Annotated in this window: 13 protein-coding genes; 11 read left to right on the top strand and 2 right to left on the bottom strand. The window is 36.8% G+C overall.

All coding sequences use genetic code 11. The annotated features are described in order from the left end of the window. Positions 1 to 234 precede the first annotated feature (234 nt). Both dnaN and dnaA read right to left on the bottom strand, forming a co-directional pair. Positions 235 to 1,371 carry a DNA polymerase III subunit beta gene (dnaN, locus tag QBK89_RS08775; protein ID WP_284140670.1) on the bottom strand — a complete coding sequence of 379 codons (1,137 nt, stop codon included), beginning with the start codon at positions 1,369 to 1,371 and terminating at the stop codon, positions 235 to 237. 184 nt (positions 1,372 to 1,555) lie between these two features. Beyond that, on the bottom strand, positions 1,556 to 2,902 hold the full coding sequence (gene dnaA, locus QBK89_RS08770) for a chromosomal replication initiator protein DnaA (protein WP_284140669.1): 1,347 nt from the start codon (positions 2,900 to 2,902) through the stop codon (positions 1,556 to 1,558). Between the two features lie 735 nt (positions 2,903 to 3,637). On the opposite strand from dnaA, the gene rpmH reads away from it, so the two are divergent. From rpmH to QBK89_RS08715, 11 genes are all read left to right on the top strand, one after another. After that, complete coding sequence (gene rpmH, locus QBK89_RS08765) at positions 3,638 to 3,772, top strand: 50S ribosomal protein L34 (protein ID WP_284140668.1); 135 nt, start codon at positions 3,638 to 3,640, stop codon at positions 3,770 to 3,772. A 208-nt stretch (positions 3,773 to 3,980) separates the two neighbouring features. Next, positions 3,981 to 4,322 carry a ribonuclease P protein component gene (rnpA, locus tag QBK89_RS08760; protein ID WP_284140667.1) on the top strand — a complete coding sequence of 114 codons (342 nt, stop codon included), beginning with the start codon at positions 3,981 to 3,983 and terminating at the stop codon, positions 4,320 to 4,322. Positions 4,323 to 4,419: 97 nt separating this feature from the next. Continuing rightward, entirely contained in the window at positions 4,420 to 5,190 is a 771-nt protein-coding gene (spoIIIJ, locus tag QBK89_RS08755) for a YidC family membrane integrase SpoIIIJ (protein WP_284140666.1), read from the top strand. After that, positions 5,187 to 5,801, top strand: coding sequence for an RNA-binding cell elongation regulator Jag/EloR (gene jag, locus QBK89_RS08750; protein WP_284140665.1), 615 nt, complete (start codon positions 5,187 to 5,189; stop codon positions 5,799 to 5,801). Before spoIIIJ ends, jag begins: the two co-directional genes overlap by 4 nt. A gap of 322 nt (positions 5,802 to 6,123) precedes the next feature. Next, on the top strand, positions 6,124 to 7,500 hold the full coding sequence (gene mnmE, locus QBK89_RS08745) for a tRNA uridine-5-carboxymethylaminomethyl(34) synthesis GTPase MnmE (RefSeq protein WP_284140664.1): 1,377 nt from the start codon (positions 6,124 to 6,126) through the stop codon (positions 7,498 to 7,500). 56 nt (positions 7,501 to 7,556) lie between these two features. Further along, positions 7,557 to 9,443, top strand: coding sequence for a tRNA uridine-5-carboxymethylaminomethyl(34) synthesis enzyme MnmG (gene mnmG / locus QBK89_RS08740; protein ID WP_284140663.1), 1,887 nt, complete (start codon positions 7,557 to 7,559; stop codon positions 9,441 to 9,443). Between the two features lie 122 nt (positions 9,444 to 9,565). Beyond that, positions 9,566 to 10,282: a 16S rRNA (guanine(527)-N(7))-methyltransferase RsmG gene (gene rsmG / locus QBK89_RS08735; RefSeq protein ID WP_284140662.1), complete on the top strand. Its 717-nt coding sequence runs from the start codon at positions 9,566 to 9,568 to the stop codon at positions 10,280 to 10,282. Positions 10,283 to 10,574: 292 nt separating this feature from the next. Further along, positions 10,575 to 11,444, top strand: coding sequence for a nucleoid occlusion protein (gene noc / locus QBK89_RS08730; protein ID WP_284140661.1), 870 nt, complete (start codon positions 10,575 to 10,577; stop codon positions 11,442 to 11,444). A gap of 190 nt (positions 11,445 to 11,634) precedes the next feature. After that, a complete protein-coding gene (locus QBK89_RS08725; protein WP_284140660.1) occupies positions 11,635 to 12,408 on the top strand; it encodes a ParA family protein in 774 nt (257 codons plus the stop codon). Next, complete coding sequence (locus QBK89_RS08720; RefSeq protein ID WP_284140659.1) at positions 12,389 to 13,225, top strand: ParB/RepB/Spo0J family partition protein; 837 nt, start codon at positions 12,389 to 12,391, stop codon at positions 13,223 to 13,225. Before QBK89_RS08725 ends, QBK89_RS08720 begins: the two co-directional genes overlap by 20 nt. A 209-nt stretch (positions 13,226 to 13,434) precedes the next feature. Next, a complete protein-coding gene (locus tag QBK89_RS08715) occupies positions 13,435 to 14,589 on the top strand; it encodes an aminotransferase class V-fold PLP-dependent enzyme (RefSeq protein WP_284140658.1) in 1,155 nt (384 codons plus the stop codon). Positions 14,590 to 14,616: the final 27 nt, after the last annotated feature.

The following is a 14,616-nucleotide window of genomic DNA, read 5'->3' as shown; positions in this document are numbered from 1 at the left end:
TTCCTATTTTACTAAAGTTTTTGTGTTAAGGAAAGGATTGACCCTAGAAATGTATAAAAACAGCTTAAAAAGTGCTTAAAATTGTTTTTTCGGATATATTAATGCATATTCATACGCTAGCCAAACACGAAAATTAGCTTTAGGTAAAACAAACCCTCACCCATTTAAACTAACGTTGTCGGGTGAGGGTTATTTTTTAGAGTTATAAAGATTTACATGCCTGTTTTAACAAGTTTAATAGGTTCGCACCGGTAGAATAAGTTGTAATATTTGATCATCATTTACAGGCTGGATAATAAATGGACGCATCGCACCAGTGAAATTAATTTTCACATCCTCGACCTCCATTGCTTTCAGTGCATCCAGCATATATTTTGCGCTAAAAGATATTTTAAGTTCTTCTCCATCAAGAGATTGGACAGATACTTCTTCTGAAACGCGACCGATTTCTGGAGAATTACTCGTAATTTCTAGTTGATTATTATCCAATGTTGTTAACCGCACAACATTATTCCGTTCTTCTTTTGCTAAAAGTGAAGCACGATCAATTGTATGGATGAGATCCTTTGTTTTAGCTTGGATTACAGTTTTACTTTGCTCTGGAATTAATCGTGATGTTTCGGGATAATTCCCATCAAGCAAGCGTGATAAGAAATTTAAATGCTTTGTTTGAAAAAGCACTTGATTATTGGTCACACTTATTTCTACTGTTTCCTCTGAATCATCCAACGTTTTATACAATTCGTTTAAGCTTTTACCTGGAATAACGACATTTGCAAATTCTACATTGCTTGCTTCTACTGGAATCGTCCGTGAAGCTAAGCGGTGACTATCTGTTGCTGTGAAATGTAAGCTTCCACCCTGTAATGTCACACTTACACCTGTTAATATCGGGCGTGTTTCCATAGCAGAAACAGCAAATACTGTTTGCTTAATCATTCCTTTTAGTAAATCAATTGGCATTGTAAAGCTATCATCGGTTTGTAGCTTTGGTAATTGTGGATATTCTTCTGCACTTTGTCCATTTAAATTAAACTCAGCTTTTCCAGAACGAATAATTACTTTTAAATTAGCATCCGCTTCGATTTCAACTGTTTGTTCTGGAAGCTTTCGAACAATTTCCGAAAAGTAACGTGCTTGCAATACAATGCTTCCTGGTTTAATTTCTTCTACGTACACGTTTCCGTCGGATTCTTGTGGAATAAACGATTCAATGGAAATATCAGAATCACTTCCTGTTAGCGTTATTCCATTTGGACTAGCCTCGATTTTCATACCTGTTAATATCGGAATTGCGGTTCTGGAAGAAATCGCTTTTGAAACATCTTGTACACTTGCTAATAATTGATCACGTTGGATAATAAATCGCATAAAAAATCCTCCTAATGGGATGGTATATATTTATTTATTTTTAATAAAAATATAATAATAAAAGTAATAAGGCGTGTGAGTATGTGGATAACATGGAAAAGTCTATTTTTATTATACTTATCCCCATGTGGATAAACTGTTTACAACTAAGTACGTTCATCCACGCTATTCACATGTGAATAATTTAAAAAGATTTGATTTCTTCTTTAATTTCCTCAATTTCTTTTTGGAGTAATGTATCCGAGTCAATCATTTTGGCAATTTTTTCGTGTGCATGAATGACTGTTGTATGATCACGCCCACCAAATTCCTCTCCAATTTTCGGCAATGACGAATCTGTCAGCTCTCGTGAAAGATACATCGCAATTTGACGAGGAAACGCGATTGATTTCGTCCTTTTTTTAGCAATAAAATCTTCTAATTTTAAGTTGTATTTTTCGCCAACCACTTCTTGGATTTTCTTTATGGTAACTACTTTAGGCTTATTGCTTGGAATAATATCTTTTAATGCATCTGCAGCAAGCGCCGCATCAATATCTTGATTCACTAAAGATGAATAGGCAACGACGCGAATTAATGCGCCTTCAAGCTCACGGATATTCGTATCAATTTGGTTCGCAATATAGAGCATGACCTCATTCGGAATATCTAATCCTTCTGCTTTAGCTTTTTTTGTTAAAATTGCAATTCTTGTTTCCAAGTCAGGTGGTGTAATATCCGTTATCAGACCCCACTCAAAACGGGATCGCAATCGATCTTCAAGCGTCGGTATTTCCTTCGGAGGTCGATCACTTGAAATGATAATTTGTTTATTTTCTTCATGTAGCGCATTAAATGTATGGAAAAACTCTTCTTGTGTTGACTCTTTTCCAGCAATAAATTGAATATCATCAATTAATAACACATCAACATTCCGATATTTATTGCGGAAATTTGCTGTTTTGTTTTCCATAATGGCATTAATGAATTCATTCGTAAATTTCTCTGAGGTTAGATAAACAACCTTTGCATTTGGATTATGATCGCGTACATAATGGCCGATTGCATGCATGAGATGCGTTTTACCTAATCCTACGCCACCATAAATAAAGAGCGGATTATATGCTTTAGCAGGTGCTTCTGCGACTGCTAAAGAAGCAGCATGTGCAAAGCGATTCCCAGAGCCAATGACAAATGTATCAAATACATACTTTGGATTTAGCATGGACTTTTTCATTTCTTCTCCAGCAACGACTTGCTTTGGGGGCTTTGGAGATGCCTCAAACAAATCCTTCTCCATTGCTGCATCTGGAATAATAAATTTTACCATTAAGGTAGAACCTGTAATTTCTGCTACCATTTCGGTAATTAATTGTGTGTATTGCTCCTCTAACCAGTCACGTGCGAATTCATTTGGTGCGGAAATAGTTAATGTTTTGCCTTCTATTTTTTCTGCCTTTGTATTTTTAAGCCACGTATCAAAGCTCGGCTTACTTACTTTTTGTTCGATTAATTCTAATGTAGCTGTCCATAATTCACCGATGTTTTCCAAACTGGTTTCACCCCTTTCAATAATTGTTTAAGCGAAATGATTTTTGCTCTATATGGACAGTAGCTGTCTCATTTCTTTTGAATTTGTCGCTTTTTGTCTTTTCTAAGGCCGATCATAATTAGCCGTTATGTAACATAGAAATAGATGAAAAAGCCTCTCTCGATCTATTTGCATACAAAAAGATGGAAAGGCAGGCTGGATAATTTAATTGCAACTACGTAATTATTGTAGAATTCAATTTAGAGTATGTGGATAGCTCGTGCGTGATTGTGTATACGTTATGACTGGTTATAAGCAATATCCACATTATTGTTGATAAGTAAATAAACAGAGGTGTGAACAAATGTCCACAGTTTATCCACAGTCTGTGTATAAGTGATATTTCCTGTATACTTTTACACATGTTAAAACACAACTATAATATCAAATAAATATCATTGGTGCAAGGTTTTTCGACAGTTATCCACAATATCTACCCATTGTAGACAAAATCTATCCACACTACTATATTTTGTGGTTAACTTGTCGATAATTGTTGTGGATAGAAAATATGAATGATAAACTTATTAAATCTTGTTGTGGATAATAAAAAGTGACGAGTTTAAATTGTGTCCTGAATATTTTTTAGGAAGGGAAGTTGACAGATATAGATGGTTTTCAGTATAATTACAAAGACTGTCTTATGGATATGTTTTATTTTGGATTTTGGAGATCCCTCAGGGAGGTGCAAGATAGATGAAAAGAACATTTCAACCAAATAACCGTAAAAGAAAGAAAGTACACGGCTTCCGTTCACGAATGAGTACAAAAAACGGACGTAAAATATTAGCTCGTCGCCGTCGTAAAGGAAGAAAAGTACTATCTGCATAGACCACTGAACATGTCAGTGGTCTTTTTTACACGATTAGACATCAATGATAATAATGGAATAAGAATGTAAAAAGGATAGAATAGCGTACTTAGAATCAATGTTTATCCGATTTATTTGGAGGGTTTACATTGTTTTTGCTGCATGAATCATTAGTTTTGTGCAAAGATAGTTTCTGTCCAGTTGCTGCAATTCGTAAAGGTGATCAAAATGAAAAAAGCATTTCGTGTAAAAGACAATAAAGAATTTCAAGCTATTTTTAATCATGGGAAATCATTTGCAAATCGTCAGCTCGTTATTTATTATTTACAAAAATCCGAGCAAACGCATTTTCGAGTTGGCATATCCGTTGGAAAGAAGATAGGTAATGCTGTTGTAAGGAATCGAATTAAACGTTATATTCGCCAAGCCTTTCAGGAAATGGATGCGTTGATTCAGCCGAATTATGACATCATTATTATTGCAAGAAATCCTACAAAGGATATGGGTTTCCATGAGATAAAAAAAAGCTTAAACCATTTATTATTTAAAGAAAAACTATTCAAGAAATAAATGGGTAGATTTTAATAGAATCTTTGCGCCATTTAATGATAAAATAAGATGTAATATGGTGGTTATACTTGGGGTTGTTTAGTTAGGAGGAAATAGATTGCGTAAAAAAGGTTTATTGCTTTTGCTATTGGTTGGACTAGTTGCATTGCTTTCTGGTTGTACAGAAATCAATGAGCCAATCAATGCAGAAAGCACAGGAATTTGGAACAAATATTTTGTTTATCCAATGTCATTAATGATTACATATTTTGCAGAGCTATTTAATAATAATTATGGGTTAGCAATTGTTATTGTAACCATTATTATCCGTTTAGTATTATTGCCACTGAACGTGAAGCAACTAAAAAGCTCTAAAGCAATGCAAGATATTCAACCAGCTCTAAAAGAGTTACAGCAAAAATACGGTTCAAAAGATGCAAATACACAGCAAAAGCTACAACAGGAAACGATGGCATTGTTCCAAAAGCATGGTGTTAATCCACTTGCAGGATGCCTGCCTGTTCTAGTGCAAATGCCGATCTTAATTGCGATTTATCACGCAATTATGCGTAATGAACAAATTGGTTTACATTCCTTTTTGTGGTTTGAATTAGGTTCACCGGATCCATTCTATATTTTGCCACTTGTGGCTGGAGCTGCAACCTTCCTACAACAAAAACTAATGATGGCTGGTAGTCCAGCAGCTCAAAATCCGCAAATGATGGTAATGCTTTACGTCATGCCGATTATGATCGGTGTATTTGCGATGTTCTTCCCAGCAGCGTTAGCACTTTACTGGGTAGTTGGTAATATTTTCATGGTCGCTCAAACAATTTTCATCCGAAAACCAATGATGAAGGATGAGAAAAATGGAGGAGACAAAAAGTGAGACAAATAACTGCTAGTGGACAAACGGTAGATGAAGCGGTCCAATCAGCATTAGAGCAGTTAAACACCACACGGGACCAAGTAGAAGTTGAAGTTATTGATGAAGGAAAAAAAGGGCTTCTTGGCGTATTTGGATCAAAGCGTGCGATTGTAAAAGTAACCATTTTGAAGAATCCAATCGAAGAAGCAGAAAAATATTTAAAAGAAGTTATTCGCAATATGGGTGTAGAGGCTGAAATTACTGGTTCTATCGAAGGGAATCATATTACGTTCGATGTAACTGGTGAAAAAATCGCTCTTTTAATCGGAAAGCGCGGACAAACCTTAAATGCCCTTCAATATTTGACACATTTAGTTATTAATAAAGATAAAAAGCAGTATTATACAGTCACGGTTGATGCAGAAGGATACCGTGCAAGAAGAAAAGAAACTCTAGAAACGTTAGCTATTCGAATGGCTGAAAAAGCACTTCACTTGCAAAAGGTCGTGGAGCTAGAGCCGATGCCAGCATATGAACGGAAAATTATTCATAGTGTGCTTCAAACAAGAGATGATGTAAGCACATACTCTGATGGTGTTGAGCCACATCGACATATCGTTATTAAGCCATAATTAAACCCCGATACACGAATGTATCGGGGTTTTTTTTGCTGCCAATGAATGGTTTTCTCCGATTTTAGTTTTAAATTCCGTTTTTCCACATTTATTTTTTCCGCGCACCAGAAAACGATTAAAACCCGTGTAGACTTATACACATGTGGATAAAAAGGGAATAGAAAGTGAAAAATAATCCTTGTGGATAAGTTTATTTTTCATTAAAATTATGGTATTCTATTACATTAGTGACGGAAAAAAGTCACTATAAAATAAACGTATAATGGAATTATTCATATAAATCATTGCATCGATTTAAAAGAAGATAGGAGGTGACGAGATGGAAACAGATACAATAGCAGCAATTTCTACACCGGTTGGAGAAGGAGCCATTGCGATCGTACGGTTAAGTGGTGTCGATGCAGTAGCAATAGCAGCATCTATATTTCAAGGGAAAAATTTAAAGGAAGTAGCTTCCCATACGATTCATTATGGAAAAATTATGGATCCAGATACAAATGAAGTAGCAGAGGAAGTTATGGTTTCCGTCATGCGCGCACCAAAAACATTTACGAGGGAAGATGTCGTTGAAATAAATTGTCACGGTGGCATGGTGGCTGTTAATCGTGTTTTAGAAATTATGTTAGCTAAAGGTGCGAGATTAGCAGAGCCAGGTGAATTTACGAAGCGTGCTTTTTTAAATGGAAGGATTGACCTTTCACAGGCAGAAGCTGTTATGGACTTGATTCGTGCCAAAACAGATAAAGCAATGACGGTTGCTTTAAAGCAAATGGATGGCAGATTATCTAAAATGATACAAAAATATCGACAGTCCCTGTTAGAAACGGTTGCACATGTGGAAGTGAATATCGATTATCCAGAATATGATGATGTGGAAGAGATGTCTCATGAGCTAATGCGTGAGAAAACAAAAGCCGTTCACAAGGAAATTGAAGAGCTTTTACAAATTGCGAAGCAGGGAAAGATATTAAGAGAAGGATTATCTACCGCGATTATCGGTCGTCCGAATGTCGGAAAGTCCTCGTTAATGAATACATTAGTGCAGGAAAATAAAGCAATTGTAACTGAGATACCAGGGACAACGCGAGATATTATCGAGGAATATGTAAATGTACGTGGTGTACCACTTCGCTTAGTTGACACAGCAGGTATTCGGGAAACAGAGGATATCGTTGAAAAAATTGGTGTAGAACGGTCACGCCAAGTATTAAAAGAATCGGATCTTATTTTGTTTGTTCTCAATTATAATGAAAAGCTTTCAGAAGAAGATCGAAAGCTTTTTAAAGCAATTGAAGGGCTAGAGTATATCGTTATTATTAATAAAACAGATTTAGCACAACAGCTGGATATGGATGAAGTAGAAAGACTAGCAATGAATCGTCCAGTTATTACAACCTCCTTGATTGAAGAACAAGGGATAGATGAGCTGGAAGCAGCAATTGCCAATGTCTTTTTCGCTGGAGACATTGATACAGGTGATTTAACCTATGTATCTAACGTTCGTCATATCCAGTTATTAAAACAAGCAAAAGCGGCACTCGAAGATGCGATGCAAAGCTTAGAATTAGGCATGCCGTTAGATATTGTGCAAATTGATGTAACGAGAACGTGGGAATTATTAGGAGAAATTATTGGCGATACTGCTAGTGATAGCTTAATTGATCAATTGTTTTCTCAATTTTGTTTAGGAAAGTAACGCGGATTTGACAGCGTGAGAAATAGAAAAATTCACAGAAGAAAGGATGAAAAGAAATGGTATATGATGCAGGACATTACGATGTAATCGTTGTAGGTGCAGGTCATGCTGGAAGTGAAGCAGCACTTGCTGCTGCAAAGATGGGTGCGAAAACATTAATCCTCACGCTTAACCTGGATATGATTGCATTTATGCCTTGTAATCCGTCTATCGGTGGACCAGCAAAAGGAATTGTTGTTCGTGAAATAGATGCTTTAGGCGGTGTTATGGCAAAAGTAATTGATAAAACGTATATCCAAATGCGTATGCTGAATACTGGTAAAGGACCAGCAGTGCAAGCATTACGTGCACAAGCAGATAAACCGCTGTATATTCAAGAAATGAAGCAATTGATTGAAAATGAAAAGAATATAACCCTTCGACAAGGCATGGTAGATGAACTTATTATCGAGGACGGCATTTGTAAAGGAGTTATTACAGAAACACACGCAGCCTATCATGCGGAAACGGTAATTGTTACAACAGGAACATTTATGCGTGGAAAGGTTTTAATGGGGGATCTCGAGTATGAGAGTGGACCAAATAATCAGCGTCCGACAATAAAACTGTCAGAAAATCTAGAGAAGCTTGGTTTGGAAATTACCCGTTTTAAAACAGGAACCCCTCCACGTGTAAATAGTCATACGATTGATTATTCAAAGACGGAAATTCAACCAGGAGATGAAAAACCACGTGGGTTTTCTTATGAAACGACCGAGTTTATTACAGAACAAATTCCTTGTTGGTTAACGTATACGAATGAATTTACGCATAAAATTATTGATGATAATCTAAGTCTTTCAGCTATGTATTCCGGGATGAAGCGCGGAACAGGTCCACGTTATTGTCCATCAATTGAAGATAAAATCGTCCGCTTTCATGATAAGCCGCGACATCAAATATTTTTAGAGCCTGAGGGACGGAATACAGAAGAAGTATATGTACAAGGCTTATCCACATCGCTACCTGAATCGGTACAGCATGAAATGGTACGATCCGTGCCAGGTTTAGAAAATGCTGAAATAATGCGTCCAGGTTATGCAATTGAGTATGATGCATTAATTCCTACCCAGCTGTGGCCAACATTAGAAACAAAGAAAATAGCTGGTTTATTTACTGCTGGTCAGATCAACGGAACGTCAGGCTATGAAGAAGCGGCCGCACAAGGCTTGATGGCAGGTATTAATGCAGCAGCAAAAGTGCTCGGCAAAGAACCGGTTATTCTTGACCGCTCACAAGCATATATTGGCGTTTTAATTGATGATTTAGTAACGAAAGGAACAAAAGAGCCATATCGTTTGTTAACCTCTCGTGCAGAATATCGTTTGCTTCTTCGCCACGATAATGCAGATCTTCGGTTAACTGCGCTTGGTCATGAGCTAGGTTTAATTTCTAATGAAAGATATGATCGTTTTCTCCTTAAAAAGCAACAAGTAGAGGAAGAAATGAACCGACTCCGAAAAATAGTGATTAAACCAAATGCTATCGTGCAAGAAGTGCTTCAAGAAGCAGAGGCTTCACCTCTAAAAGAAGCGGTGAAAGCAGCAGATTTATTGAAGCGTCCTGAAATGTCTTATGCACTAATAGAGCGACTCATCGAAGCAAATGAATCGCTAACGAGTGATATAAAGGAACAGGTAGAAATCCATATTAAGTATGAGGGCTATATTAAGAAAGCCAACGAACAAGTGGAACGAATGCTTAAAATGGAAGACAAAAAAATTCCCGAAAATATTGATTATGATGCCATTAGTGGAATAGCTACAGAAGCTAGGGAAAAACTGAAGACAGTTCGTCCGCTTTCTGTAGGGCAAGCTTCTCGAATTTCTGGTGTCAATCCTTCTGATATTTCGATCTTACTCGTATATATTGAGAATGGAAAAATTGCCAAGCTCGCTAATTAAGAATTGGCAATGAATCAACTGTGTAAAAGGGCTGTCCTAATTGAGCGCTGCTCGATGCGGTTTTGGGACAGCTCTTTTACCATCATAAAAGGTCAAGATACTTTAAAGGAGTGAAAAGCCTCGTGAATCCAGAACAGTTTGCTGCTGCATTAGAGGAACAAGGGATAATTTTAAATAACCGACAAAAAACTCAATTTTCAATTTACTTTGATACGTTGGTTGAGTGGAATGAAAAAATGAATTTAACTGCGCTTACAGAAAAGGAAGACGTTTATTTAAAGCATTTTTATGATTCAATAAGTGCATCCTTTTATTATGATTTCACAGAGCAAATTCATATTTGTGATGTAGGAGCTGGAGCCGGTTTTCCAAGTATCCCATTAAAAATATGCTTTCCACAATTACATATCACGATTGTTGATTCATTAAATAAACGAATCGGTTTTTTAAATCAACTTGCCTTACAGTTAGGCTTAGATAATGTCGCGTTTTATCATGATCGGGCAGAAAGCTTTGGGAAAAACGTGAAATTCCGTGAAAAATTCGATGTAGTCATGGCACGAGCTGTAGCTAGAATGTCGGTATTATCGGAACTGTGCTTACCACTTTGTCGAAAAGATGGTGTGTTTATTGCTATGAAGGGAGCACAAGCAAGTAATGAGTTACAAGATGCAAAAGGGGCTATTGAATTATTAGGAGGAGAACCAGCAGAAATTCATTCTTTCTCATTACCAAAGGAAGATAGTGATCGTTCTATTATTATAATTGATAAAAAAAGAAAAACGCCGAAGAAATACCCAAGAAAAGCAGGCTTGCCAAATAAAGAACCACTTGAATAACTATGGAAGATTACGAACAATAGTAGCCTTGTAATCTTTGCATGAAGCAAATCGTTTCATATCATTCTCTCATCAAATATGGTAAAATAAGAACAAGTGTACATGTAGTTGTTGAAGAATGGAAGCCATACATAATGAAAGCAGTGTAATTCAAACACTAGTAAATTGTTTCACGTGAAACATTGTAAGTTGGAAAAGATCCAAGCTATCGAAATAGCTTTTTTAGATATAACGGATAATTCTTTGGGGAACTAAAAATAATCTATTTATTTTATAAAGGTGGTGTTGTATAGTGTTGCAGCCTTTTAATCGAATTTTTGGTATGGGGGAAAAAACAGACGCAGATACAAATAGTGAAATAGAAGCCTATCATCCAGATGAGGTCATACAGCTTCCTGTTGTTAATATACAGCCAAATCGCTATCAACCAAGATCAATGTTTAATGAGGATAAAATAGCTGAACTCGCTCAAACGATCAATACACACGGAATGATACAACCAATTGTTGTGCGTAAGATAGACGGTGAAGAAGGGCAATATGAATTAATTGCCGGGGAACGTAGATGGCGAGCAGTACAATCGCTTGGATGGGAGTTTATTTCAGCAATTATCCGAGATATGAGTGATACGCAAACTGCGTCGGTTGCATTAATTGAGAATTTGCAACGGGAAGAGCTAACTGTCATTGAAGAGGCGATTGCCTATGCAAAGCTGTTAGAAATGCATGAGTTAACCCAAGAGGCGTTAGCGCAACGGTTAGGTAAAAATCAATCAACGATTGCAAACAAGTTGCGGTTACTTAAATTACCAGAGGAAGTACAGCAGGCATTATTGACAAAGCAAATAACAGAACGCCATGCTCGCGCATTAATTAAATTAAAAGAAGCAGAAAAACAGCTTTTTATTTTAAATGAAATCATACAAAAAGATTTAAATGTAAAGCAAACCGAAGAAAAAATCGCAGCTATAAATGAGCCGGTAGAGAAACCGAAGAAAAAACGCGCAAAGCTAAAGGGTGTTAATAAGGATATCCGTATTGCGATGAATACGATTCGTCAATCATTGAGTATGGTATCAGACACAGGGATTGAAGTAGAATCAGATGAAGAAGATCTTGATGATTATTACCAAATAACGATTAAAATACCGAAAAAGAAATAATCATTTAATTTTAATAGACATAAACCTTCTCCCTAGATAGGGAGAAGGTTTATTTTTAGTATAATTAGGCGCATCTAGAATCTATTTCGGATATATTTTAAGTAAAAAGTAAAATTAATAGTCGTTTACTTGGAAAAAGTGATAGAATAGAAAGTATAGCTTAAAGGAAGTTTAACTGGTAGGTGAAAACATGGGAAAAATCATATCCATCGCGAATCAAAAGGGTGGTGTAGGAAAAACAACTTCATCGGTAAATCTGAGCGCAAGTCTAGCGCAATTTGGAAATAGAGTGCTATTAGTAGATATTGACCCGCAAGGAAATGCCACGAGTGGAGTAGGCATCAATAAAGCAGACATGGATCAATGTATCTATAATGTGCTCGTTGAAGATATACAGGCAAAGGAAGTTTGTGTTCCTACGAATGTAAACAACTTAGATATCATACCTGCTACAATTCAACTCGCTGGTGCAGAAATCGAACTTGTACCAACTATTTCTCGAGAGATTCGCTTGAAAAAAGCATTAGAAGAGTTAAGAGGAGTCTATGACTATATCATTATCGATTGTCCACCATCATTGGGCTTACTCACGATTAATGCATTAACTGCTTCTGACACCGTCATTATTCCAGTCCAATGTGAATACTACGCTTTAGAAGGACTTAGTCAGCTATTGAACACGATTCGCCTTGTACAAAAGCACTTAAATAAAAGCTTGATGATTGAAGGTGTATTACTCACCATGCTTGATGCAAGAACGAATTTAGGAATTCAAGTGATTGAAGAAGTAAAAAAATATTTTCAGGATAAAGTTTATAAATCCATTATTCCGCGAAATATTCGGTTAGGAGAAGCACCAAGTCATGGCCAGCCAATCATTACATATGATCCGAAATCACGTGGGGCAGAAGTTTATCTTGAATTGGCGAAGGAAGTGATGGAAAATGGCACGCGGGTTGGGTAGAGGACTAGATGCTTTTTTTCCAGAGATTAATGAAAATGAGAATGATACAGTTCAAGAAATAGCGATAAAGGAATGTCGCCCGAATCCATATCAACCAAGAAAAACATTTCACGCTGATGCGATTGAGGAGTTAAAGGAATCTATCTTAGAATATGGGATTATCCAACCTTTAACCGTACGAAAAAGCATTAAAGGCTATGAAATTGTTGTTGGAGAACGTCGTTTTCGTGCCGCAAAAGAAGCTGGACTCGAAACAATTCCAGTCATTATAAAAGAATTGACAGACGAAAAGATGATGGAGCTGGCGTTATTAGAAAACTTACAGCGTGAGGATTTAACCCCAGTAGAAGAAGCGCATGCGTATGCAAATTTAATTCGAGAGTTAAAGGTAACCCAAGATGAATTAGCTAAACGATTAGGAAAGAGCCGTTCACATATTGCGAATATGGTTCGATTGCTGTCTTTACCTGAACAAGTCATTGCGTACATTAACAATGGTGAGTTATCAATGGGCCACGGACGTGCTTTGTTAGGATTAAAGGATAAGAGTAAATTAATTGCAGTAGTGAATAAAGTGCGTCAAGAAAAGCTAAATGTAAGACAAATAGAAAAACTGATTACTGAGTTAAATGAAAAACCGGTAAAAAAGAAAACGACAGCGAAAAAGGATATTTTTCTACAAGAAAGAGAAAGCTTTTTACGTGATCGTTTAGGAACTGCCGTATCGATTCATCGTGGCAAACGAAAAGGGAAAATCGAAATCGAATTTTATTCAAATGATGATTTAGAGCGCATTATGGAAGTGCTCGATAAATAATTCAAGCATTACTAAACACCATCTTAATAATTCGTTTATCCACGACAAAATGTTGTCTATGGACTGGGATTAGGAAGTTAACCTTCTTAACCAGTCTATTTTATTATCTTTTTACTATCTATTAAAATGAACCCCATTCAATCTGATATAACAACAATGAAAAAGAGTAGGATATTCGTTTCATCAACTTGAGAAAGGAAGCAGATACAATGATATATCTTGATCAGGCAGCTTCCTCGTTTCCGAAACCTCCAGAGGTAGGGGAAGCAATGCTACATGCATTAAATGAAATAGGGGCAAACCCAGGTAGAGGTGGACACGTACATGCGCGTGAAGCTTCGAAGATAATTCAAGAAGCCCGCGAAAAAGCTGCGCAATTATTCGGGTGTGAAGATCCGAAGCGAGTGGTCTTTTTTCAAAATGCTACGATTGCCTTAAATCAGGCTATTAAAGGGTTAGAGTGGAGAAAGGGCGACCACATTATTGCTACATATATGGAGCATAACGCAGTGCGAAGGCCTTTAGAGCATTTAAAAAAGAAATATGGTGTAACGGTGTCCTATGTTCGTTTTGATGGAGATGATGATGCATTTATACATGCAATGAAAGCTACCATTTGCTCTCAAACAAAGCTAATTGCTGTAACACATGCATCCAATGTTACAGGAGCTATCATTCCTTTGAATGAAGTAATTAAAGTCGCTAAAAAACATCGTATTATAACGCTTGTTGATGCTTCACAAACGGCAGGGCATATACCGATATCGATGAAAGCACAAGGGGTTGATATGCTTGCCTTTCCTGGTCATAAAGGAATACTAGGACCACAAGGAACAGGGGTGTTGCTTGTTGCACAGCATCTTGATTTACACCCCATTCATCATGGTGGAACAGGAAGCTATTCGGAATCTCCTGATCAGCCGGAAGTGTGGCCAGAAAAACTAGAAAGTGGAACATTAAATACACCAGGCATAGCTGGGTTATTAGCAGCTTTACAAGTTTATGAACGGAAAATACACGACAATGTTTCACGTGAAACATTGTTAGCAAACAAACTATTAGACGGGCTAAATTCAATAGAAGGAATTACTTGCTATGGACCCTTGATAGAGGATGTGCGATTACCGATCATCGCTTTTAATGTAAACGGGATAGATGCGCAAGAAATAGCGATCGTGTTAGATACACATTATCAAATTGCAGTACGTGCTGGATTACACTGTAATCCGTTAGCCCATGAAACCCTTGGAACAACTGAGCAGGGAGTTGTCCGTGTAAGCTTTAATGCAACCAACACAGAAGAGGAGATTGAAGCGTTTTTAACTGCAATCGAAGAAATAACAATGGCATATGAAGGAATGTAAAATAGATTAATTACAATGGAGTTGGAG

This window comes from Virgibacillus sp. LDC-1 (assembly GCF_030137545.1).
Taxonomy (GTDB): domain Bacteria; phylum Bacillota; class Bacilli; order Bacillales; family Amphibacillaceae; genus LDC-1.
This window is presented reverse-complemented; position numbering and strand designations above follow the sequence as displayed.

Coding starts and splice junctions, on each gene's coding strand:
- dnaN (WP_284140670.1), bottom strand. CDS start 1,371: ATGCGATTTATTATCCAACGTGATCAATTATTAGCAAGTGTACAAGAT.
- rpmH (WP_284140668.1), top strand. CDS start 3,638: ATGAAAAGAACATTTCAACCAAATAACCGTAAAAGAAAGAAAGTACAC.
- rnpA (WP_284140667.1), top strand. CDS start 3,981: ATGAAAAAAGCATTTCGTGTAAAAGACAATAAAGAATTTCAAGCTATT.
- mnmE (WP_284140664.1), top strand. CDS start 6,124: ATGGAAACAGATACAATAGCAGCAATTTCTACACCGGTTGGAGAAGGA.
- mnmG (WP_284140663.1), top strand. CDS start 7,557: ATGGTATATGATGCAGGACATTACGATGTAATCGTTGTAGGTGCAGGT.
- QBK89_RS08725 (WP_284140660.1), top strand. CDS start 11,635: ATGGGAAAAATCATATCCATCGCGAATCAAAAGGGTGGTGTAGGAAAA.
- QBK89_RS08720 (WP_284140659.1), top strand. CDS start 12,389: ATGGCACGCGGGTTGGGTAGAGGACTAGATGCTTTTTTTCCAGAGATT.
- QBK89_RS08715 (WP_284140658.1), top strand. CDS start 13,435: ATGATATATCTTGATCAGGCAGCTTCCTCGTTTCCGAAACCTCCAGAG.